Below are 20,004 nucleotides of genomic sequence, written 5' to 3' on the forward strand. Positions count from 1 at the left end.
CTCAGGTCGGCTGGCACGTCGGGCACCAGTAGGCCGCCCGCTCGCGGCCGGGCTCACCGCGCATGGCGACCTTGACCGGGGTGCCGCAGCGACGACACGGTGACTTGTCGCGGCGATAGACCCACATCCGCTCCCGGGGCCGCAGGTCGCCCGTCGTCGACTGGACGGCCCGCTCCTTGTTGAGCTCGAGCATCTGCTTGGCGCGCCGGACCAGGCGTGGCAGGTCGGGAACGTCGGCGATCGGTCGGCTGGGGTGGACGCCGCTGGTGAAGCAGAGCTCAGCGGCATACATGTTGCCGATGCCGGCGAGGTTGCGCTGGTCGAGCAGCGCCGCGATGAGCTCGCGCGCGGGATCAGCCTCGAGCCGCCGGAGCGCCTCGGGCTCGTCCCAGTCGGGGCCCAGCAGGTCGGGGCCGAGGTGGCCGACGACCTGGTCCTCGTCGGCGGTCTCGACAAGCTCCACGATCCCGAGCGAGAAGCCCACGGCAGTAGCCCCCTCGACGGACAGCAGCACCCGCACCTGGCTGGCTGGTCGGCGCCACGACGCCCCCGGTCGATAGACCTGCCAGGCCCCCTCCATCTTGAGGTGCGTGTGCAGCGTCAAGCCGGTGTCGGTGCGGGTGAGGATGTGCTTGCCCCGGGAGAGCGTCCGGGTGACGGTGGCCCCGGACAGGTCGGCGGTGGCGTGCTGGGGCACGCGGAAGTCCGTGCGCGTCAGCACCCGGCCGGACAGGGAGCGATCGAGCAACCGGGCCGCGCGATAGACGGTGTCGCCCTCAGGCACGCATCCTCAGTCCCTTGGGGGTGGAGACGAACCCGGCAGCGTCCAGCGCCTGACGTAGGGGAGTGTCGCCGGCTCCGAGCAGTGCGGCCCCGTCGGCCTTCTCCACCGTCAGCTTCCCGAGGGCACCCGCACGCGTGGCCTCGGCCAGCGCCGTCGCTGCCGGAGTCAGGCGCTCCGTGTCCTCGCTCCAGGTGAGCAGGGTCCGCCCGCCGCGTTCGACGTAGAGGGTCAGCAGTCCGTCGACGAGGACGACCAGTGCGCCGGCCTTGCGGCCGGGACGGTGACCGCCGCCGTTGTCGGAAGTCGGCCACGGGAGGGCAGCGCCGTAGGGGTTGGCGGGGTCGGTCGCGGCGAGCGCGAGCGCCACCGCCTTGGTCTGGTCGACCTCGGTGAAGGTGCGCAGCCGGTCGATCGCGCCGGCCGTGCCGAACTGCGCGGCGCCGAGGCCCTCGATGAAGTAGCCGCGCCGGCACCGGCCGGTGTCCTCGAAGGCGGAGAGCACCTTGTAGACGCCGGCGAACCCGCCGGGGATGCGCTCCTGCATGACCGCGCCACGTGTCACGACCCCGTGACGTTCCAGGAGGTGCTCGGCAGTGGCATGCGCACGTCGGGTGGCGTCGGGGTCGCGCTCGGGAAGCACGCTCCAGCGACCGGCGGTCTCGGGCGGGCCGGAGCGCACGGGCATGCGCCCCGAGCTTAGCTTCACGCGCGGCGGCGGTCGTCGCGTGCGGTGGCTGGCGCGTCCTGTGCGGACCATTGCCCGCAGCGGGGTCAGCGTGTCGTTGCTGACCAGGCCCGCCCAGACGAGCGCCCACAGGGCGCTCGACAGCGCCGCGTCGTTGGTGCTGGTGAGGCGGTCGGACAGCTGGCGGAAGAACCAGGCTCCACCGGGCGAGAGGGCATCGAGGACGGACTGCTGAAGGGTGTCGAGCTCGAGGGGCTCTGGGTCGGGGAGGGTCAGGTGGGCCTGGTCGGCGAGGTGGAGGCTGACCCAGCCGTCGCTGCCGGGCAGGGGCGCGTGGCCGGCCCAGATCACCTCGCCGCTGCTGGTCAGCTCGTCGAGCAGGCTCGGCTCGTAGTCGCGGACCCGGCTCGCGAGGACGAGTGGCTCGAGCGCGCTGGCCGGGACGGGGCAGCCGGCGAGCTGGTCGACGGCTGCGACCACGCCGTCGACGCCGCGGAGCCTGCCGCGCGATCCGACGACGTGCTGCCAGGCAGGCAGGAACCGGGCCAGCGTCTCGTGGGTGACCGGCTCGACCTCCTTGCGCAGCCGGGCCAACGAGCGCCGCCGCAGCTTGCGCAACACCTCGGCGTCGCACCACTCCGACCCCGAGCCGGCCGGCCGGAACTCTCCCTCGAGCAGGCGCCCGCGAGCGGCCAGCCGTTGGAGGGCGTGTCGCGCGACGGCCTCGCCGAGCCCGAACCGTGTCGCCACGTCGGCAGTGGTGAACGGGCCGTGGGTGCGCGCGAACCGGGAGATCAGGTCGCCGATCGGGTCCTCGGACGGCTCGGTGAAGACGTCAGGGGTGCCGGGCGGCACGGGGACGCCGAGGCCGTCGCGCAGCCGGGCGATGTCCTCGATCGTGGACCAGCGCTCCTCGCCGGCGATTCGACAGGCCACGATGCGCCGGGCATCCGCCAGGTCGGCGAGCCACCCGCCGACCTCGCTCGCGGAGGCGTCGGTGACCCGAGCTCCGACCTCGTCCGTCGACAGTGGTCCCAGCAACCGCAGCAGGTCGGCCACCGCCTCGGCGTTGCGAGCGCGGCGGTCGGGCGCCAGCCACTGCAGCTCGGCCTCGACCTCGGACAACACCTCAGGATCGAGGAGCTCACGCAGCTCGGCCCGACCGAGAAGCTCGGCCAGCAGGCCCTGGTCGAGGCTGAGTGCCGCGGCCCGACGTTCGGCGATGGGGGAGTCGCCCTCATAGACGAACTGCGCGACATAGCCGAACAGCAGGCTGCGTGCGAACGGGCTGGGGGACTGGGTCGCGACGTCGACGACGGTGACCTCACGCCGCTCGATCCGCCGCAGGAGCTCGGTCAGGGCGGGCAGGTCGTAGACGTCCTGCAGGCACTCGCGGATCGCCTCGAGGACGATCGGGAAGCTCGGATATTGCGCCGCGACCTGGAGGAGCTGGGCGCTGCGCTGGCGCTGCTGCCACAGCGGGCTGCGACGTCCGGGGTCTCGGCGCGGAAGCAGCAGCGCCCGGGCGGCGCACTCGCGGAAGCGGCTGGCGAAGAGTGCGGAGCCGCCGACCTCCTGGGTGACCAGCTGCTCGATCTCCTCGGGGTCGAAGACGATCAGCTCGCCGATGGGCGGTTCGGCGTCGGTGTCGGGGACACGGATCACGATGCCGTCGTCGGAGGCGATCGTCTGGCCGTCGATGTCGTGCCGCTCCCGGAGCCGGGCATTGATCGCCAGAGCCCAGGGCGCGTGCAGGGGGGTGCCGTACGGCGAGTGGACGACCAGCCGCCAGTCGCCCAGCTCGTCGCGGAAGCGCTCCACCAGGATCTGGGTGTCGCTGGGCACGACGTTGGTGGCCTCGCGCTGCTCGGTGAGGTAGGTGACGAGGTTGGCGGCGGCGTAGTCGTCGAGCCCCGTGGCGACCGCGGAGGCCCTGGCCTGCTCGGGGGTCTTGGTCAGCAGGTCGCGGGTGAAGGCGCCGACGGCGGCGCCGAGCTCGGCAGGGCGACCCAGGGTGTCGCCCTTCCAGAAGGGCAGGCGACCCGGGACACCCGGGGCGGGGGTGACGAGCACCCGGTCGTGGGTGATGTCCTCGATCCGCCAGCTCGTCGCACCCAGGGCGAAGACGTCCCCGACGCGGGACTCATAGACCATCTCCTCGTCGAGCTCGCCCACGCGACTGGCCTTCTCGCCGACCAGGAAGACGCCGAAGAGACCACGGTCGGGAATCGTGCCGCCGCTGGTGACGGCGAGTCGCTGGGCGCCGGGGCGGCCTGTGAGCGTGCCGTTGACCCTGTCCCAGACGATGCGCGGGCGGAGCTCGGCGAAGTCCTCGCTGGGATAGCGGCCGCTGAGCAGGTCGAGGGTGGCGTCGAAGGCGGATCGGGGGAGCGCGGAGTAGGAGGCGGCGCGCCTGGTCAGCTCGAAGAGCTCGTCGACGTCCCAGTCGTCGAGGGCGGTGGCGGCCACGACCTGCTGCGCGAGGACGTCGAGTGGGTTGGTGGGAACGCTGAGCCGTTCGATGGCGCCCGAGCGCATGCGCTCGACCGACACGGCCGTCTGGGCGAGGTCGCCACGGTGCTTGGGGAACAGCACGCCACGACTGACCTCACCCACCTGGTGGCCGGCGCGACCGACCCGCTGGAGGGCGCTGGCCACGCTCGGAGGCGACTCGATCTGGATGACGAGGTCGACGGCACCCATGTCGATGCCGAGCTCGAGGCTGCTGGTCGCCACCACGGCGGGCAGCCGGCCGCGCTTGAGGTCGTCCTCGATGATCGCGCGCTGCTCCTTGGAGACCGAGCCGTGGTGTGCCTTGGCGATCACCGTGTCGGCGCTGGTGCTCGCACCCGACTGGGCCATCACCTGCGCGGGCGGTCCCGGCGGCGGGTCGGCTGCTTCCCCGGCCCGATCTGCGGCGATCTCGTTGAGTCGGGCGGTGAGCCGCTCGGCCAGACGACGCGAGTTGGCGAACACGATCGTCGAGCGGTGCTGCTCGATCAGGTCGACGACGTGCTCCTCGACGTGGGGCCAGATGCTCGCGGCACGGCCCGGCTCGCCCGACTCCTCGTCGTATTCGCCCGGCATCGTCATGTCCTCGACCGGGACGACGACCTTGAGGTCCCACTCCTTGGTGCTGGGCGGCGCGACGATCTCGACGGGGGCCGAGCCGCCGAGGAAGCGGGCGACCTCCTCGAGCGGCCGCACGGTGGCACTCAGCCCGATGCGCTGGGCGGGACGCTCGAGCAGCGTGTCGAGCCTTTCCAGGCTCAGGGCGAGATGGGCGCCGCGCTTGGTCCCAGCCACGGCGTGCACCTCGTCGATGATCACCGTCCCGATGCCGCGCAACGTCTCCCTGGCCTGGCTGGTCAACATCAAGAAGAGCGACTCGGGGGTCGTGATCAGGATGTCGGGTGGGCGCGTCGACAGGCGCCGCCGATCGGCCGGGCTGGTGTCGCCCGAACGCAGTCCGACCGTCACCTCGGGCAGGGTGACGCCGAGGCGGTCGGCGGTGTGGCGGATGCCGGTCAGCGGGGCGCGCAGGTTGCGCTCGACGTCGACGGCGAGCGCCTTGAGCGGGCTGATGTAGAGGACCCGGGTGCGTCGGGTCCGGTCGTCGGGCGGGTCGGCGGTGAGCAGGGTGTCGATGCCGTGCAGGAACGCGCTGAGGGTCTTTCCGCTGCCGGTGGGCGCGACCACCAGCGCGTGCTTGCCGTGCGCGATCGCCTCCCAGGCGCCTGCCTGGGCGGGCGTGGGCTCTGCGAACGCTGCCTCGAACCAGGCTCGCGTGGGAGCGCTGAAGTGCTCGAGGGCCGGCATGCACCCAAGTTTGTCCTACGCCGCCGACACCCGGGGCGTGGGATTCCTCCTCAAGGGTGGTCCTGCTGCACACCATCGGTCCCTATGGTCGAAGGCATGCCCACCCCCAAGAAGATCCCGACCCAGACCTTCCACGTGCCCGGTCTCACCGCGAAGGAGAGCGCCACCGTCATCACCGCGCTCCAGGACCGGCTCTTCGCCTACACCGATCTCCACCTGGTGCTCAAGCACGTGCACTGGAACGTCGTCGGCTCCAACTTCATCGGTGTGCACGAGATGCTCGACCCGCAGGTCGACGCCGTCCGAGGGTTCGCCGACGTCGTCGCCGAACGGATCGCCACCATGGGTGGGGCCCCGATCGGCACCCCGGGGGCGCTCGTCGCGGCACGCTCGTGGGACGACTACGAGATCGGCAAGGACACCGCGCAGGCCCACCTGGGCGCTCTCGACCTCGTCTACACCGGCGTCATCGAGGACAACCGCGCCGCGCTCGACACGGTCGGTGAGATCGACGCGGTCACCGAGGACATGCTGATCGGCCAGACCGGCGAGCTGGAGCAGTTCCACTGGTTCGTGCGCGCACACCTGGAGAACAGCGGCGGACGGCTCTCCACCGAGGGCGCCACCACGGAGGTCGAGGCAGCAGACGCGGCCCGGGAGCCCCAGCGCCGTACGGCGCGGAAGTCTGCTCGCAAGAAGTAGGGTCCGCCGGCTCGCGGTGCTCGCTCAGTCGACGACGGCGTCGAGCTCGACCTCGACCTTCCACCGCGGGTCGAGCAGTCCGGCCACGACGACCATGGTGCTCGCCGGGAGCACGGTGCCGAACACCTCGCCGTGGACCAGTCCGACCGGTCCGGCGTCGTCGGCCCGGACCACGTAGTGGCGCGTGCGGATGACGTCCTCGCGCGTGCCGCCGAGGGAGGTCAGCGCTCCCAGCGCGATCTCCCAGCACCGGCGCGCCTGGGCTGCCGGGTCGGGGTCCACCTCGCCGTCCGGCCACACCGGAGCTGTGCCGCTGATGGCGATCCACTTGCCGAGGCGGACACCGCGACGGAAGCCGATGGCCTCCTCGTAGGGCGAGCCACTGGGGACCGAGGTGCGAGTCATGGCGCCACGCTAGGCCCGGACGAGCCCCAGGTCGATGGGCAGGGAAAGTCGATCGGCGTCGTCGGTGCGCTGATCTAGGCTCGTTGATCGTGAGCGAACCGATGATCCGCGCCCGCGGCCTGCGCAAGTCCTTCGGCGGGTTCGAGGCCGTGAAGGGCATCGACGTCGACGTACGCCGCGGCGAAGCGTTCGGCTTCCTCGGACCCAACGGGGCGGGCAAGTCGAGCACGATGCGGATGATCGCCACGGTCAGCCCCGCCACGGCCGGCGAGCTGCGGATCCTGGGCCTCGACCCGGCGACGGACGGCCCGGCCATCCGGGCCCGGCTGGGCGTGTGCCCCCAGGAGGACACCCTCGACAACGAGCTCAACGTCTTCGACAACCTCTATGTCTACGGCCGCTACTTCGGCATCGACAAGGCGACGGTGCGAGAGCGCGCCGAGGAGCTGCTGGAGTTCGTCCAGCTGACCGACAAGCGCAAGGCCAAGGTCGAGGAGCTCTCCGGGGGCATGAAGCGCCGGCTCTCCATCGCTCGGTCGCTGGTCAACCGGCCTGACCTCCTCCTGCTCGACGAGCCGACGACCGGCCTGGACCCCCAGGCGCGTCACGTGCTCTGGGACCAGCTGTTCCGCCTCAAGCAGGCCGGGGTCACGCTGGTGATGACCACCCACTACATGGACGAGGCCGAGCAGCTGTGCGACCGGCTGGTCGTCATGGACAAGGGCGTCATCGCTGCCGAGGGCTCGCCTCGCGAGCTGATCGAGGAGCACTCCACGCGGGAGGTCGCGGAGCTGCGCTTCGGCGTCAGCGACGACGGCAACACCCACGAGCTCCTCGCCGGCAAGCTGGAGGACCTCGGGCGGCTCGAGGTGCTGCCCGACCGCATCCTGGTCTACAGCGCCGACGGCGAGGAGGTCATCGCCAAGACCCACGAGCGGGGACTCGAGCCGGTCGCCGTGCTGGTGCGCCGCTCCACGCTGGAGGACGTCTTCCTCAAGCTCACCGGCCGGACCCTGGTGGACTGATGGCCACCCTCCACAACGCCGCGGCCGAGGGAGTGCTGCGTCAGGTCGACTACTGGTGGACCGTGTTCAAGCGCACCTGGCGTGGCAGCGTGATCTCGTCCTTCGTGGCGCCGCTCTTCTACGTCGTGGGCATGGGTGTGCTGCTCGGGGGATTCGTCTCGGCCGCCCCGGCCGAGCTGGAGGGTGCCACCTCCTACCTCGCCTTCCTCGTCCCGGGTCTGGTCGCGGCGCACGCCATGCAGCTTGCCGTGGGGGAGACGACCTATCCCGTCATGGGCGCCATCAAGTGGCACCGCAGCTATCACGCACAGATGGCGACGCCCCTGCGCGTGTGCGACATCGTCAACGCCCACCTCGTCTTCGTCGCCCTCCGCATCGCCTCCGCCTGCGCGGTGTTCCTGCTGGTGCTCGCCCCGTTCGGGGTCTTCGTGACCTGGTGGGGGCCGGTCCTGGCGTGGTTCGGGCTGATCCTCCTCGGGATGGCGTTCGCGACCGTCGTCTTCGGCATCAGTGCCCGGATGACGTCGGAGGAGGGCTACGGCGTGATCTATCGGCTCGGGGTCGTGCCGCTGGTGCTGTTCTCCGGATCGTTCTTCCCGATCGACAACCTCGGACCCGTCCTCGGCTGGGTCGCCCGGCTGACTCCGCTCTGGCACGGCGTCGACCTCACCCGGATGCTCTGCCTCGACACCGTTGACGCGACGACGGCCCTGGTCCACGTGCTGGTCCTGGTCGTCATCACTGCCCTCGGCTGGCGCTGGGCGACCCGCGGCCTCGAGCAGAGGTTGGGCTCGTGACGACCGCGAGCCCGATCAGCCCGAGGCAGGCCCTGGGGGCGATCACCCTCCGCAACTACACGACCTACAAGCGCTACTGGAAGCTGTTCCTGACCGGCTTCCTCGAGCCGGTCCTCTACCTGTTCTCCATCGGGATCGGTGTCGGCCAGCTGATCGAGTCGTTCGAGCTCAACGGCCAGCCCATTCCCTATGCCGAGTTCGTCGCGCCCGGCATGCTGGCGGCCTCGGCCTTCAACGGCGCCCTGCTCGACTCCACCTACAACGTCTTCTTCAAGCTGAAGTACGACAAGCTCTACGACCAGATGCTGGCGACCCCCCTGACCACCGCCGACGTCGCGCGGGGCGAGATCCTCTGGGGCCAGCTGCGAGGTGCTTCCTACTCCGCTGCCTTCCTCCTCGTCATGCTTGCCATGGGCCTGGTGCACTCCTGGTGGGCCGTGCTGGCGCTGCCGGCGACGCTGCTCATCGGCTTCGCGTTCAGCGCGGTCTTCATGGCGTGGACGACGTGGATGAAGTCCTTCCAGGACTTCGACAAGATCACCCTGGTCCAGCTGCCGATGTTCTTGTTCTCGGCGACGTTCTTCCCGGTCGAGGCCTACGGCGACGGTGCGGTCCGCTGGGTCGTCGAGGCGACGCCCCTCTATCGCGGGGTCGTCCTCTGTCGAGAGCTGACGACCGGTGAACCGACGTGGGCGAGCGGGGTCTCCGTGCTCTACCTCCTCGCGATGGGGCTCCTCGGCATGGTGGTCGTCCGTCGGCGCCTCGATACGCTGCTCCGCACCTGAGGTGACACGATGATGCCCGTGCCACAGCCCCTCGAGCCCGACACCAAGGACTGGACCTGGGTCATCGACCGGGCCTGCCCCGAATGCGGGTTCGACCCGCACGCGCAGTCGTTGGCAGACGTGCCTCGACTGCTCCACGACACGGCCATGGTCTTCTCTCAGGTGCTGCGCCGCCCCGGTGTCCGCGAGCGCCCCGCGCCCGAGACGTGGTCGCCGCTCGAATACGCCTGCCACGTCCGCGACGTGCACCGGATCTTCGGCGAACGCGTCGAGCTGATCCTGAGCCAGGACGTGCCGGTCTTCGCCAACTGGGACCAGGACCAGGCGGCGATCGACGCGGCCTACGCCGACCAGGACCCGGCTGTCGTCGACCTCGACCTGATCGAGGCCGCAGGTCACGTCGCCGGCCTCTACTCCACCGTGACCCCCCAGACGGCCGGCCGGCGCGGCTTGCGCTCCAACGGCAGCGAGTTCACCCTCGAGACGCTCGGCCTCTACCACCTGCACGACGTCGTGCACCACGTCCACGACGTGGGCGCATGAGCTCGCGCGACGCCACGGTCGATGCCTACGAGACCGACGCGGCGGCATACGCAGTGAACGGTGCCTTCATGCCCGACTCAGTGCGGCGCGACATCGAGGACCTCGTCGCCCGGCTCGGCCGCGGTGCTCGCGTCCTGGAGGTCGGGAGTGGCGGTGGACGAGACGCTCGGCTGATGGAGCACCTGGGCCTGCGAGTGCGCCGCACCGACATCACGCCCGCGTTCGTGACCCTGCTCCGCGAGCAGGGCCACGATGCGGACGTGATCGACCCGCTGCGCGACGACCTGGGTTCTCCCGACGGCGCCTACGACGCGGTGTGGGCCAACGCGTCGCTGTTGCACGTCGCCCGCACCGACCTGCCGACGGTGATGGCTCGGCTGGCGGAGGTCACCAGGTCAGGCGGGTTCCTCAGGATGTCGGTCAAGGAGGGCGACGGGGAGGGCTGGTCCACCCACGGCTCGATCAGCAACCCGCGTCACTTCACCTATTGGCGTGCAGACCCGCTGCGCGAGGTCGTCGCCGGTGCCGGCTGGAACGACGTCGAGATCACGTCCCAGGTGGACAGCAGGGCCGGCCAGCCGTGGCTCGAGGTCCTGGCGGTGCGCGCGTGAGGCACACCGAGTTCTGGGCCCGGCTCGATCGCGCCCTGGGATCACACTCGTCGAGGTCCTGGGCCGAGCTGTTCGTGCTCACCGAGCTCGACAACCGGACGACCGTCGAGGCACTCGAGGCCGGTGTCCCGCCCAGGATCGTCTGGGCCGCAGTCTGGCGCGCCCTCGAGCTCGCGGAGTCCGAGCGATGACGGTCCAGGCGCCGACGGTGGATGTCGCCGCGGTCCAGGCGCGCACGGTGCGCACCCTCGTCGTCTCCCAGGCGGTGGGCGCAGTCGGCGTCACCATCGGCGTGGCGACCGCTTCGCTGCTGGCGCGCGACATCTCGGGCAGCGAGAGCATGGCCGGCCTGGCCCAGACCTTCCAGGTGCTCGGCACCGCCGGCGCTGCGTTCGTGCTGGCTCGCCTGATGCGGCGGCGGGGTCGCCGCCTCGGGCTGGTGACGGGCTATCTCCTCGGTGCGGCCGGGGCCGTGCTGGCCGTCGTGGCGGGGGTGATCGACTCGATGGCAGTGCTGCTGCTGGGCGCCCTCCTGCTGGGAGCCACCACGGCGGCGAACAGCGGGTCGCGCTACGCCGCGACCGACCTCGCGCCCGAGGAGACGCGGGCCCGGGCGTTGTCGGTGGTCGTGTGGGCCACCACGATCGGAGCCGTCGCCGGGCCCAACCTGACGGGTGCAGGGGCGGCGCTGGCCCGGGTCGTCGGGATCCCGGAGCTGACCGGGGGCTTCGCGATCGGGGCGGTCGCGCTCGTGCTGGCCGCTGGCTGGCTCGCGGTCTTCCTGCGGCCCGACCCGCTGCTCCTGGCGCAGGCGGCCGCGCCGCTCGACGACGACCATGGGCACTCGCGCTCCTGGTCGCGGTTCACCTCCACCGTCCGCGACGTCCCGGCCGTTGGTGCGGCGGTGGTGGCGATGGCGTGCGCCCACGCGGCGATGGTGACCGTGATGATCATGACGCCGCTGCACATGGAGCACGGGGGAGCCCACCTGCACCTCATCGGCTTCGTCATCTCGCTCCACGTGCTGGGCATGTTCGCCTTCTCCCCGCTCGTCGGCGCGGCCGCCGACAGGTGGGGCCGCCCCCCGGTCCTGATCTCAGGCGGGGTCACGCTGCTGGTCTCGCTCGTGCTGTGCGGCTCGGCTCCCGAAGGCAGCTCGTGGCAGATCTTCACCGGGCTGTTCCTGCTCGGTCTCGGATGGTCGTTCGCGACGGTGGCTGCCTCCACGATCATCGCGGACCGCACGCCCATCTCGGCCCGCACCGACGTCCAGGGGACCTCCGACATGGCGATGGCACTGACCGCCGCTGGTGGCGGTGCGCTCGCCGGCGTGATCGTCGAGGGGTTCGGCTATCCAGTGCTCGCGGTGTTCGCGGCGCTGCTCGCGGGCGCCGTCGTCGTCGCGGGAGTGGTGACCCGGCGCTCGCACTGAGCCCGGTGCTCGACACGCCGAGGGGGAATCCTGCATCGAACAGGTGTTCGGGCTAGATTGTGTCCACAGGTACGACGTGGGAGCGAGGTCCTCCACAGGTTTCGGCAGCGCTGACCAGGCACTGTCGGTGGCTCGCTCTAGCGTCGAAGACGTACCTGAAATCCGACACGTAGAGAAGGACACGCACATGGCTGGTGGAGATCGCTCGAAGGCGCTGGATGCAGCGCTCGCCAACATCGAGAAGTCGTTCGGCAAGGGCTCGGTCATGCGCCTGGGCGATGAGACCCGCGCTGCGCTGGAGGTGATCCCGACCGGTGCCATCGCCCTCGACGTGGCTCTCGGCCTCGGCGGTCTGCCCCGCGGTCGGGTCGTGGAGATCTATGGCCCGGAGTCCTCCGGAAAGACGACGGTCGCCCTGCACGCGGTGGCCAACGCCCAGGCGGCGGGCGGGATCGTCGCGTTCATCGACGCCGAGCACGCCCTCGATCCCGACTACGCCAAGGCCCTCGGTGTCGACACCGACGCCCTGCTGGTCTCCCAGCCCGACTCCGGTGAGCAGGCGCTCGAGATCGCCGACATGCTCATCCGCTCGGGTGCGCTGTCGCTGATCGTGATCGACTCCGTGGCAGCGCTCGTGCCTCGCGCGGAGATCGAGGGCGAGATGGGAGACAGCCACGTCGGCCTCCAGGCGCGGTTGATGAGCCAGGCACTGCGCAAGATGACCGGCGCCCTCAACAACTCCGGCACCACGATGATCTTCATCAACCAGCTGCGTGAGAAGATCGGCGTCATGTTCGGCTCGCCCGAGACCACCACCGGTGGCAAGGCGTTGAAGTTCTACTCCTCGGTGCGTCTCGACGTCCGCAGGATCGAGACGCTCAAGGACGGCACCGACATGGTCGGCAACCGCACCCGCGTCAAGGTCGTGAAGAACAAGGTGGCCCCGCCGTTCAAGCAGGCGGAGTTCGACATCATGTATGGCAAGGGGATCAGCCGCGAGGGTGGGCTGATCGACGTCGGCGTCGAGGCAGGCCTGGTCCGCAAGGCCGGCGCCTGGTACACCTACGAGGGCGACCAGCTGGGCCAGGGCAAGGAGAACGCCCGCAAGTTCCTCAAGGACAACCCAGACCTGGCCAACGAGCTGGAGAAGAAGATCCTGGAGAAGCTCGGCGTCGGACCCACGGTCGATGCTCCGGCCGAGGTCCTCTCCGACGAGCCCATCGGTGTGAATGACTTCTGACCGCGCAGCCGGTCCGGTCGGCGAGGACCGACCGGCTCCGGCGTGGATCGGTGACGTCCATGCCGGAGTCGAGGCCTGGACGCGATCGGCGGCCCCGCCTGCGCCACCACCGCCTGATCCGGTGGCTCAAGGTCCCGATGCCGCCCCGGAGTCCGTCGCCCGCAAGATCCTCCTCGATGCCCTGACCGGCCAGGCGCGCACGCGCAAGGAGCTGGCCGACAAGCTGGCGAAGAAGGACGTTCCCGCCGACGTGGCGCAGCGGCTCCTGGCCCGCTTCACCGAGGTGGGGCTCATCGACGACGAGGCCTTCGCCCGGGCGTGGATCGCCTCGCGACAACCCGGCAAGGGCCTGGCCCGTCGAGCCCTCGCGCAGGAGCTGCGGCGCAAGGGCATCGCCGACGAGGTCGCCCGCGACGCGCTCGACGAGATCGACCCTGCCGACGAGCAGGCGGCGGCGCGGGCGCTGGTGCGCAAGAAGCTTCGCTCGATGAGGGGTCTGGACCAGCAGAAGGCGACCCGGCGCCTGGTCGGGATGCTCGCTCGCAAGGGCTACCCCGCGGGGGTCGCCTTCGCGGTCGTGAAGGAGGAGCTGGGGGCCGAGCTCGAGGTCGAGGCGGACGGCGAGCCCTAGGCTGGGCCGCATGTCAGCGGGGCTCGTTCGACTCACCGTCGCCGACCGCGAGCGCGAGCTCAGCGGTGTCGTCCGCGCGGGGGAGTCGTGGCGAGCGGCAGCGCAGCGCACTGCGGCGGCGCTGAGCGCCATACCTGCGCCCATCGACCTGCGGGGCGACGTCAAGCGGTTCGTCATCGACCACGACCGGGTCGTCACGCTGCGGGCAGCGACTCGGGGAGACCTGCCCCTACTGGTGCGGTGGCGTCAGGCCCCCACGTGCGGCGATGGTGGACGAGCCACGCAGATCCGTCGCCGGAGGCCATCGGGCGTCGCTGTGCCGCTGACATCGACGGCACGACTGCGACCCGCATCTGGATCGCCGAGGTCAACGGTCGCTCGGTCGGGTTCGTGCAGGACTATCGAGTCGGCGATCACCCCGACTACGCCCTGCTGGCGCCCGACCCGGACGCAGTGGGGCTCGACTACGCCATCGGCGAGCCGGAGTGGGTCGGACGCGGGATCGGAGCGCGGATCCTGTGGGCGTGGATGCTCAAGGCCCAGCACCGGCTGCCTGACGCCTCCGCCTACTTCGCGGCTCCCGATCACCGCAACGAGGCGAGCCTGCGGGTGCTGGAGAAGGTGGGGTTCACCCGCGGGGTGTGGTTCGACGAGCCGCAGGGTGACGGCTCGGTCGCGACGGTCGTGGGTTGCACGCTCGACATCGACCTGGTCGTGGCCTGAGCGGGGAACGATCGACCTGGGACATGATGGGGCCATGACTGAGGCGATCCCCGACGCGCTGCGCGTGCCCCCCGGCCCTGTCGACCTGGCGAGCATCGAGACAGACGCCGCTCCCGGCTTCGACGGCAAGAAGAAGAAGGGCAAGGGGGCACTCTTCGCCCTGGGCGACGAGCTGGCCGACCTGCAGGAACGGCTGTGGGCCGAGGGCACGACCGGTTCCGAGCGTCGCGTGCTCCTCGTCCTGCAGGGCATGGACACCTCGGGCAAGGGCGGGGTGCTGCGACACGCACTGGGTCTCGTCGACCCCCAGGGGGTGAGGATCACCAGCTTCAAGGCACCGACAGAGGAAGAGCTCGAGCACGACTTCCTCTGGCGGATCGAGAGGGGTCTGCCGAAGGCGGGTTTCATCGGTGTCTTCGACCGGTCCCACTACGAGGACGTGCTCATCGCCAAGGTGCGCGGGTTCGCCGACGAGGAGGAGATCGAGCGGCGATACGGCGCGATCAACGACTTCGAGGCGCGCCTGGTGGGCGAGGGGACCACGATCATCAAGTGCATGCTTCATGTCAGCGCCGAGGAACAGCGTTCACGCCTGCTCCGGCGGCTCGACAAGCCCGACAAGCACTACAAGTTCAACCCCGGAGACCTCGACGAGCGGAAGAAGTGGGCGGACTACCAAGCGGCCTACGAGACGGCCATCGAGCGCACCAACAGCGAGGCCGCTCCCTGGCACGTCGTCCCTGCGGACAAGAAGTGGTTCCGCAACCTTGCCGTCGCCCAGCTGCTGCTCCACACCCTGCGCGGTCTCGACCTGACGTGGCCGAAGGCCGACTTCGACGTCGAGGAGCAGAAGCGTCGGCTCGCCGACGAGAAGCCCCCGGCGTGAGCGCCCCGGGTCTGCCGACCGTCGGGGTCACGCGCTACGTCACGCCGCTTCGTGAGGGGGGCAGCCTGCCCGGGGTCGTGGAGGCGGACGACCTGGGGACGCATGTCTGCAAGTTCCGCGGGGCGGGACAGGGCCTCAAGGTCCTGGTCGCAGAGGTGATCGTCAGTGAGCTGGCCCGGCGCATCGGCCTGCGCACGCCTCGACTCGTCGCCCTCGACCTCGACCCGGAGATCGCCCGCTACGAGGCCGACGAAGAGGTCCAGGACCTCCTCAACGCCAGCCACGGCCTCAACCTGGGTGTCGACTTCCTGCCCGGCGCCTTCGGCTACGACCCCGAGTTCGTGGTGGGTGACGACGAAGCAGGCTCCGTGCTCTGGCTCGACGCCTTCACCGCCAACGTGGACAGGTCGTGGAAGAACCCCAACCTGCTCGTATGGCACGGCGAGCTGTGGGCGATCGACCACGGCGCCTCGCTCTACTTCCACCACGGCTGGAGCGGGGGAGCGACCGATCCGGCCCGCTTCGCGCGCCAGGCCTGGGACATCACCGACCACGTGATGGAGGCCCGGGTCGCGGCCCTGCCGGCCGCCGACGAGCGGATCAGCGGGCTGCTCGACCGTGGCCAGCTTGCCGAGGTCCTCGCGCAGGTGCCCGACAACTGGCTGGAGCCAGTGCCGGGGACGGCCACGGCCGCCGAGCTCCGCGCCGTCTACGAGGAGTTCCTCGCCGCGCGCCTGGCGACCCGCGACTGGTTGCCCGGGAAGTCGCGATGACGCGCGCGTCCTACCAGTACGTCGTGCTGCGCTGCGTGCCCCGGCCGGAGCGCGAGGAGTTCGTCAACGTCGGCGTGGTGCTCCACTGTGAGTCCGCAGGGTTCCTCGACGTCGCCTGGCGGTGCACCGACGAGCGCCTCCGGGCCATGGACCCTGGCCTCGACCTCGAGGCTGTCCGCTCCGCGCTGGCCTTCGTCGAAGCTGTGTGCCGAGGCGAGGAGCGGGGCGGGTCGGCGGCCGGTCAGCCACCCGGGCGCCGCTTCGGCTTCCTCAAGGCACCGCGCAGCACCGTCATCCAGCCGGGCCCCGTGCACGGAGGGGTGACGGGTGATCCCGGCCGTGAGCTCGAGCGACTCCTGGAGCGACTGGTCGGGTGACGCGCGAGCAGGGCAGGGCTCAGACAGGCACGAGCTCCACGGCGCCGACGGCGTAGCGCGCCAGGATCACGCGGGCGACCTCCGGGTGGGCGCCAAGGGGCTCGGAGACGGCGACCGCGCCTGCCTCGTCGGCCAGCTCCGCCACCCGGTCGGGCAGGAAGCCCGGCGCCAGGAAGAAGGAAGCCACCGCGATGTGGCGCCGGCCCTCGGCCCGGAAGGCTCGAACCGCCTCGCCGGCCGCCGGTGGAGCCGCGGACGCGAAGGCTGCCGTCACCGGCAGCTTGTGACGCGTGCCCCAGGTGCGGGCCAGCCGAGCGACGGCCTGGTTGGCGAGCGGATCCGACGAGCCGGCCGCTGCCAGCACGAGCGCGTCGAGCTCGCGCACGCGGTTGTCCTTCAACGCCTCGCGCAGCCGGACGTCGAGCACCTCGAGGAAGGCCGTCTCCATACCCAGCACCCGGGTCGCACAGATCTTGAGGCCCTGGTGGCGCGCGGTGGCGGCGGCGATCGCCTCGGGGACGTCCACCTTGGCGTGGAAGGCCTCGGTCAGCAGCAGCGGAACGACGACGATCTCGTCGAAGCCGGCCTTCACCAGGCGATCGACGACCGTGTCGAACGAGGGCTTGGAAAGGTCGAGGAACGCCGTCTCGATCCGCAGGTCGGGGCGCATGGTCTTGACCTCGGAAACCAAGGCCTTGATCGTCGCGGCGGAGCGGGGGTCGCGGCTTCCGTGAGCCAGCGCAACCAGTGCAGGAGCGGCCATCAGCGGGGCCTCCCTTCTCGGGGGGTGGTGAGCGGAGCGACGCCGTTGTCGCGGTGGCAGGACGTCTTCATCAGTGGATCCCGCACTCGGTCTTGTTCGTGCCGGCCCAGCGGCCGCTGCGCGGGTCGTCGCCCGGCGCGACCCGACGCGTGCACGGCCAGCAGCCGATGCTCGGGTAGTTGTCATAGACGAGCGGGTTGACCAGGACGCCGTTGTCCACGACATAGCGCTCGACCTGCTCGTCGCTCCAACGAGCGATCGGCGAGACCTTGACCTTCTGCTTGCGCGCGTCCCAGCCCACCACCGGGGCGATCACCCGGTTGTGGGTCTCGGCACGGCGCAGCCCGGTCGCCCACGCGTCGTAGCCGGCCAGTGACTCGGCCAGCGGCTGCACCTTGCGCAGCTTGCAGCACAGGTCCGGGTCGGTCTTGTAGAGGTCCTTGCCGTGTGCCGCGTCCTGCTCAGCCACGCTCTGCACCGGCGAGATGGTGATCAGGTTGACCGGCAAGGTCGCCTCCACCGCGTCGCGGGTGCCGATGGTCTCGGCGAAGTGGTAGCCCGTGTCGAGGAACACGACGTCGACCCCGGGAGCCACCTTGGCCGCGAGGTGGGCGAGCACGGCGTCCCCCATGGACGAGGTGACGCAGAAACGTTCCCCGAAGGTGGCCACGGCCCATTCGATGATGTTCTCGGCAGGGGCGAGCTCCAGCTCGGCTCCGACGTGGGAGACGAGCTCGCGCAGCTCCTCGGGGCTACGGCCGGCCGTGTGGGTGCCCTTGAAGGCGCGGGCCGCCTGGGTGGAGAGACTCATCGTTCACCTCCCGGGTCGGTGGCGGGTCGGGCAGGGCGGACCATGCCGAGGTATTTCACGTCGAACGCGCGCAGGCACGAGCGGCATTCCCACCCCAGCTCCCGAGGCCAGAGGTCGGTCTCGGCGCAGTAGGGGCAGTGGTTGGCCGTCGCGCGCTCGGACATCAGACCGCCTCGACGACCTTCTCGCCGCGCAGGTGCACCTCGTCGGCGCGGACGGTCCAGGTTGCGAAGTCCTCGCCGTCGGTGCGGTCGGCGAGGTAGGCGGTGACGACGTTGGTGACGTAGTCGTCGAGCCCGGCGCTCGTGACCTTGTGGGCGCGCAGCTTGCGACCGAAACCGGCCCGCAGGCCGAGTGCACCGCCGAGGTGCACCTGGAAGCCCTCGACCTGGTTGCCCGACCCGTCCAGGACCAGCATGCCCTTGAGGCCGATGTCCGCGACCTGGGTGCGCGCACACGCGTTGGGACAACCGTTGACGTTGATCGAGATGGCCGTGTCCAGGTCAGGGAAGCGCTTCTCCAGCTCCCCGACCAGTCGGCGGGCACGCTCCTTGGTGTCGACGATCGCGAGCTTGCAGAACTCGATCCCGGTGCACGCCATCGCCGTACGCCGCCAGTTGCTGGGCCGCGCCGTCAGGCCGATCTTCTCCAGGTCGTCGGCGAACGCCTCGGTGTCGGCTCCGTCCACGCCGATCACCACGAGCTTCTGGTAGGCCGTGAGCCGGGCGCCCACGGCGCCGTAGCGCTCGACGAGGTCACCGAGGGCCGTCAGCGTGGTGCCGTCGATGCGTCCCACGACCGGCGTCGCACCGATGAAGAACTTGCCGTCCTTCTGCTCGTGGACTCCGACGTGGTCGCCCTGCGCGAGCGGGGTGGCGGGGGAGGGGCAGTCGACCAGCGGGTGGCCGAGGTATTCCTTCTCCAGCACTTCGCGGAACTTCTCCTTGCCCCAGTCGGCGACCAGGAACTTCAGCCGGGCCTTGGAGCGCAGACGGCGGTAGCCGTAGTCGCGGAAGATGCCGGCGACGCCGGCCCAGGCCTCGGCGACCTGGTCGAGGGGGATCCAGACGCCGAGCTTCTGCGCGAGCATCGGGTTGGTGGAGAGCCCACCGCCGACCCACAGGTCGAAGCCGGGGCCGTGCTCGGGGTGGATCGTGCCGACGAACGAGACGTCGTTGACCTCGGGGGCCACGTCGTGGCTCGGGTGACCGGTGAGGGCGGTCTTGAACTTCCTCGGCAGGTTGGAGAACTCGGGGTTGTTGAGCGCCAGGCGCTTGATCTCCTCGAGCGCCGGCGAGCCGTCGATGATCTCGTCCTTGGCGATGCCCGCGACCGGCGAGCCGAGGAAGGGCCGCGGGCTGTCGCCGCAGGCTTCGACCGTGGTGAGGCCGGCGCCCTCGAGACGCTCCCAGATCGCCGGCACGTCGACCACGTCGATCCAGTGGTACTGGATGTTGTTGCGGTCGGTGATGTCGGCGGTGTTGCGGGCGAACTCGGTGGAGCACTCGCCCAGCGCGCGCAGGGCCGCGGCGTCGAGCACCTGGCCGTCGGTTCGCACCCGCATCATGAAGAAGCGGTCGTCGAGCTCCTCCTCCTCGAGCTGGGCGGTCTTGCCACCGTCGAAGCCGGGTGCCCGCTGGGTGTAGAGCCCCATCCAGCGGAAGCGACCGCGCAGGTCGGCCGGGTCGATCGAGTCGAAGCCGCGCTTGGAGTAGGTGTAGAGGATCCGGTCGCGAACGTTGAGCGGGTCGTCGTCCTTCTTGGACTGCTCGTTCTTGTTCAGCGGCTCGGTGTAGCCGAGCGCCCATTGCCCCTCAGCGCGCTTCGGGCGCGGGATCTCGGTGTGCTGGGCGGGCTCTGGCTTGAAGCGCAGGTCAGGCATGGCGAGGGTGGTTCCTGTTCGCTGAGGGCCGCGCGCAACGCTGGGCGCGGAGAGTGCGGAAGAGCTGGGACTGGCGGCGAATCAGCGATGCCAACACAACATGCTGCGCATACGACCGAAGTCCACGTGGCGTCGAACCACGAGGAACTTGGAGGTGGCAGCAAGTGTCATGTCAAGGAGTCTCAACGCTCGGACACCCTTCCGACAAGGCGAAATCTCATGATGAGAGACGATGCTCCGAATAGTGAGACAGCCCTGCGTGGTTCAGCGGGTTCGTGGGCCCGGATGCGGTGCAGGTCACACTGCCGTTGCGGGCGCCTCGCCCCCGGG

22 protein-coding genes are annotated in these 20,004 nt (G+C 70.5%); 14 read left to right on the forward strand and 8 right to left on the reverse strand.

Annotated features, from left to right (window positions below; translation table 11 throughout):
- Window position 1: 1 nt before the first annotated feature.
- Window positions 2-784 (reverse strand): Fpg/Nei family DNA glycosylase, encoded by a 783-nt coding sequence (locus G7071_RS13180; RefSeq protein WP_166319498.1) that lies wholly within the window; start codon window positions 782-784, stop codon window positions 2-4.
- The gene (locus G7071_RS13185; protein ID WP_166319500.1) at window positions 777-5,288 is read right to left on the reverse strand and encodes an ATP-dependent helicase; all 4,512 of its coding nucleotides are present in this window, start codon (window positions 5,286-5,288) and stop codon (window positions 777-779) included. Before G7071_RS13185 ends, G7071_RS13180 begins: the two co-directional genes overlap by 8 nt.
- 96 nt (window positions 5,289-5,384) lie before the next feature.
- On the opposite strand from G7071_RS13185, the gene G7071_RS13190 reads away from it, so the two are divergent.
- Complete coding sequence (locus tag G7071_RS13190; RefSeq protein ID WP_166319502.1) at window positions 5,385-5,990, forward strand: Dps family protein; 606 nt, start codon at window positions 5,385-5,387, stop codon at window positions 5,988-5,990.
- A gap of 24 nt (window positions 5,991-6,014) precedes the next feature.
- Here G7071_RS13190 and G7071_RS13195 read toward each other — a convergent pair whose 3' ends face one another.
- Entirely contained in the window at window positions 6,015-6,395 is a 381-nt protein-coding gene (locus G7071_RS13195; protein ID WP_166319504.1) for a RidA family protein, read from the reverse strand.
- Window positions 6,396-6,484: 89 nt separating this feature from the next.
- Between G7071_RS13195 and G7071_RS13200 the strand changes: the two genes are divergently transcribed.
- From G7071_RS13200 to G7071_RS13240, 9 genes are all read left to right on the forward strand, one after another.
- Window positions 6,485-7,420, forward strand: coding sequence for an ABC transporter ATP-binding protein (locus tag G7071_RS13200; protein ID WP_425489394.1), 936 nt, complete (start codon window positions 6,485-6,487; stop codon window positions 7,418-7,420).
- Window positions 7,420-8,217: an ABC transporter permease gene (locus tag G7071_RS13205; RefSeq protein WP_166319508.1), complete on the forward strand. Its 798-nt coding sequence runs from the start codon at window positions 7,420-7,422 to the stop codon at window positions 8,215-8,217. Before G7071_RS13200 ends, G7071_RS13205 begins: the two co-directional genes overlap by 1 nt.
- Entirely contained in the window at window positions 8,214-9,002 is a 789-nt protein-coding gene (locus G7071_RS13210; RefSeq protein ID WP_166319510.1) for an ABC transporter permease, read from the forward strand. The genes G7071_RS13205 and G7071_RS13210 overlap by 4 nt, the downstream gene beginning before the upstream one ends.
- Before the next feature lie 18 nt (window positions 9,003-9,020).
- Complete coding sequence (locus G7071_RS13215; RefSeq protein ID WP_206062810.1) at window positions 9,021-9,545, forward strand: DinB family protein; 525 nt, start codon at window positions 9,021-9,023, stop codon at window positions 9,543-9,545.
- Window positions 9,542-10,156 (forward strand): class I SAM-dependent methyltransferase, encoded by a 615-nt coding sequence (locus tag G7071_RS13220; protein WP_166319512.1) that lies wholly within the window; start codon window positions 9,542-9,544, stop codon window positions 10,154-10,156. Before G7071_RS13215 ends, G7071_RS13220 begins: the two co-directional genes overlap by 4 nt.
- A complete protein-coding gene (locus G7071_RS13225) occupies window positions 10,153-10,347 on the forward strand; it encodes a DUF3046 domain-containing protein (protein WP_166319514.1) in 195 nt (64 codons plus the stop codon). Before G7071_RS13220 ends, G7071_RS13225 begins: the two co-directional genes overlap by 4 nt.
- The gene (locus tag G7071_RS13230; protein WP_166319516.1) at window positions 10,344-11,588 is read left to right on the forward strand and encodes an MFS transporter; all 1,245 of its coding nucleotides are present in this window, start codon (window positions 10,344-10,346) and stop codon (window positions 11,586-11,588) included. The genes G7071_RS13225 and G7071_RS13230 overlap by 4 nt, the downstream gene beginning before the upstream one ends.
- A 187-nt stretch (window positions 11,589-11,775) precedes the next feature.
- Window positions 11,776-12,828, forward strand: a complete 1,053-nt coding sequence (gene recA / locus G7071_RS13235) for a recombinase RecA (protein ID WP_166319518.1) — start codon at window positions 11,776-11,778, stop codon at window positions 12,826-12,828.
- Window positions 12,818-13,459 carry a regulatory protein RecX gene (locus G7071_RS13240; protein WP_166319520.1) on the forward strand — a complete coding sequence of 214 codons (642 nt, stop codon included), beginning with the start codon at window positions 12,818-12,820 and terminating at the stop codon, window positions 13,457-13,459. Before recA ends, G7071_RS13240 begins: the two co-directional genes overlap by 11 nt.
- A gap of 13 nt (window positions 13,460-13,472) precedes the next feature.
- Here the strand turns inward: G7071_RS13240 and G7071_RS19345 are convergent, their stop codons facing one another.
- A complete protein-coding gene (locus tag G7071_RS19345) occupies window positions 13,473-13,643 on the reverse strand; it encodes a hypothetical protein (protein ID WP_246209994.1) in 171 nt (56 codons plus the stop codon).
- Between the two features lie 56 nt (window positions 13,644-13,699).
- Between G7071_RS19345 and G7071_RS13245 the strand changes: the two genes are divergently transcribed.
- Genes G7071_RS13245 through G7071_RS18760 form a run of 4 tightly spaced genes read left to right on the forward strand, consistent with a single transcriptional unit; the run spans window position 13,700 to window position 16,218 of the window.
- The gene (locus G7071_RS13245; protein WP_246209995.1) at window positions 13,700-14,182 is read left to right on the forward strand and encodes a GNAT family N-acetyltransferase; all 483 of its coding nucleotides are present in this window, start codon (window positions 13,700-13,702) and stop codon (window positions 14,180-14,182) included.
- 34 nt (window positions 14,183-14,216) lie between these two features.
- Window positions 14,217-15,068: a PPK2 family polyphosphate kinase gene (locus G7071_RS13250; RefSeq protein WP_166319522.1), complete on the forward strand. Its 852-nt coding sequence runs from the start codon at window positions 14,217-14,219 to the stop codon at window positions 15,066-15,068.
- The gene (locus G7071_RS13255; protein WP_246209996.1) at window positions 15,065-15,841 is read left to right on the forward strand and encodes a HipA family kinase; all 777 of its coding nucleotides are present in this window, start codon (window positions 15,065-15,067) and stop codon (window positions 15,839-15,841) included. Before G7071_RS13250 ends, G7071_RS13255 begins: the two co-directional genes overlap by 4 nt.
- Window positions 15,838-16,218, forward strand: coding sequence for a DUF3037 domain-containing protein (locus G7071_RS18760; RefSeq protein ID WP_206062811.1), 381 nt, complete (start codon window positions 15,838-15,840; stop codon window positions 16,216-16,218). The genes G7071_RS13255 and G7071_RS18760 overlap by 4 nt, the downstream gene beginning before the upstream one ends.
- Before the next feature lie 19 nt (window positions 16,219-16,237).
- Here G7071_RS18760 and G7071_RS13260 read toward each other — a convergent pair whose 3' ends face one another.
- The 4 genes from G7071_RS13260 to G7071_RS13275 all read right to left on the reverse strand — a co-directional run bounded on the left by G7071_RS13260 (window position 16,238) and on the right by G7071_RS13275 (window position 19,674).
- Window positions 16,238-16,981, reverse strand: coding sequence for a sirohydrochlorin chelatase (locus G7071_RS13260; RefSeq protein ID WP_166319524.1), 744 nt, complete (start codon window positions 16,979-16,981; stop codon window positions 16,238-16,240).
- 70 nt (window positions 16,982-17,051) lie between these two features.
- Window positions 17,052-17,792: a phosphoadenylyl-sulfate reductase gene (locus G7071_RS13265; protein ID WP_166319526.1), complete on the reverse strand. Its 741-nt coding sequence runs from the start codon at window positions 17,790-17,792 to the stop codon at window positions 17,052-17,054.
- Complete coding sequence (locus tag G7071_RS13270; protein WP_166319528.1) at window positions 17,789-17,956, reverse strand: hypothetical protein; 168 nt, start codon at window positions 17,954-17,956, stop codon at window positions 17,789-17,791. Before G7071_RS13270 ends, G7071_RS13265 begins: the two co-directional genes overlap by 4 nt.
- Window positions 17,956-19,674 (reverse strand): nitrite/sulfite reductase, encoded by a 1,719-nt coding sequence (locus G7071_RS13275; RefSeq protein ID WP_166319530.1) that lies wholly within the window; start codon window positions 19,672-19,674, stop codon window positions 17,956-17,958. Before G7071_RS13275 ends, G7071_RS13270 begins: the two co-directional genes overlap by 1 nt.
- Window positions 19,675-20,004 lie beyond the last annotated feature (330 nt).

Source organism: Nocardioides piscis, from assembly GCF_011300215.1.
Lineage (GTDB): Bacteria > Actinomycetota > Actinomycetes > Propionibacteriales > Nocardioidaceae > Nocardioides > Nocardioides piscis.

Bases quoted from the DNA above. Each gene is read 5' to 3' on its own strand.
- G7071_RS13240 (WP_166319520.1), top strand. From the start codon at position 12,818: ATGACTTCTGACCGCGCAGCCGGTCCGGTCGGCGAGGACCGACCGGCT.
- G7071_RS13195 (WP_166319504.1), bottom strand. From the start codon at position 6,395: ATGACTCGCACCTCGGTCCCCAGTGGCTCGCCCTACGAGGAGGCCATC.
- G7071_RS13270 (WP_166319528.1), bottom strand. From the start codon at position 17,956: ATGTCCGAGCGCGCGACGGCCAACCACTGCCCCTACTGCGCCGAGACC.
- recA (WP_166319518.1), top strand. From the start codon at position 11,776: ATGGCTGGTGGAGATCGCTCGAAGGCGCTGGATGCAGCGCTCGCCAAC.
- G7071_RS13250 (WP_166319522.1), top strand. From the start codon at position 14,217: ATGACTGAGGCGATCCCCGACGCGCTGCGCGTGCCCCCCGGCCCTGTC.
- G7071_RS13190 (WP_166319502.1), top strand. From the start codon at position 5,385: ATGCCCACCCCCAAGAAGATCCCGACCCAGACCTTCCACGTGCCCGGT.
- G7071_RS13205 (WP_166319508.1), top strand. From the start codon at position 7,420: ATGGCCACCCTCCACAACGCCGCGGCCGAGGGAGTGCTGCGTCAGGTC.
- G7071_RS13220 (WP_166319512.1), top strand. From the start codon at position 9,542: ATGAGCTCGCGCGACGCCACGGTCGATGCCTACGAGACCGACGCGGCG.
- G7071_RS18760 (WP_206062811.1), top strand. From the start codon at position 15,838: ATGACGCGCGCGTCCTACCAGTACGTCGTGCTGCGCTGCGTGCCCCGG.
- G7071_RS13230 (WP_166319516.1), top strand. From the start codon at position 10,344: ATGACGGTCCAGGCGCCGACGGTGGATGTCGCCGCGGTCCAGGCGCGC.
- G7071_RS13260 (WP_166319524.1), bottom strand. From the start codon at position 16,981: ATGGCCGCTCCTGCACTGGTTGCGCTGGCTCACGGAAGCCGCGACCCC.
- G7071_RS13185 (WP_166319500.1), bottom strand. From the start codon at position 5,288: ATGCCGGCCCTCGAGCACTTCAGCGCTCCCACGCGAGCCTGGTTCGAG.
- G7071_RS13265 (WP_166319526.1), bottom strand. From the start codon at position 17,792: ATGAGTCTCTCCACCCAGGCGGCCCGCGCCTTCAAGGGCACCCACACG.
- G7071_RS13275 (WP_166319530.1), bottom strand. From the start codon at position 19,674: ATGCCTGACCTGCGCTTCAAGCCAGAGCCCGCCCAGCACACCGAGATC.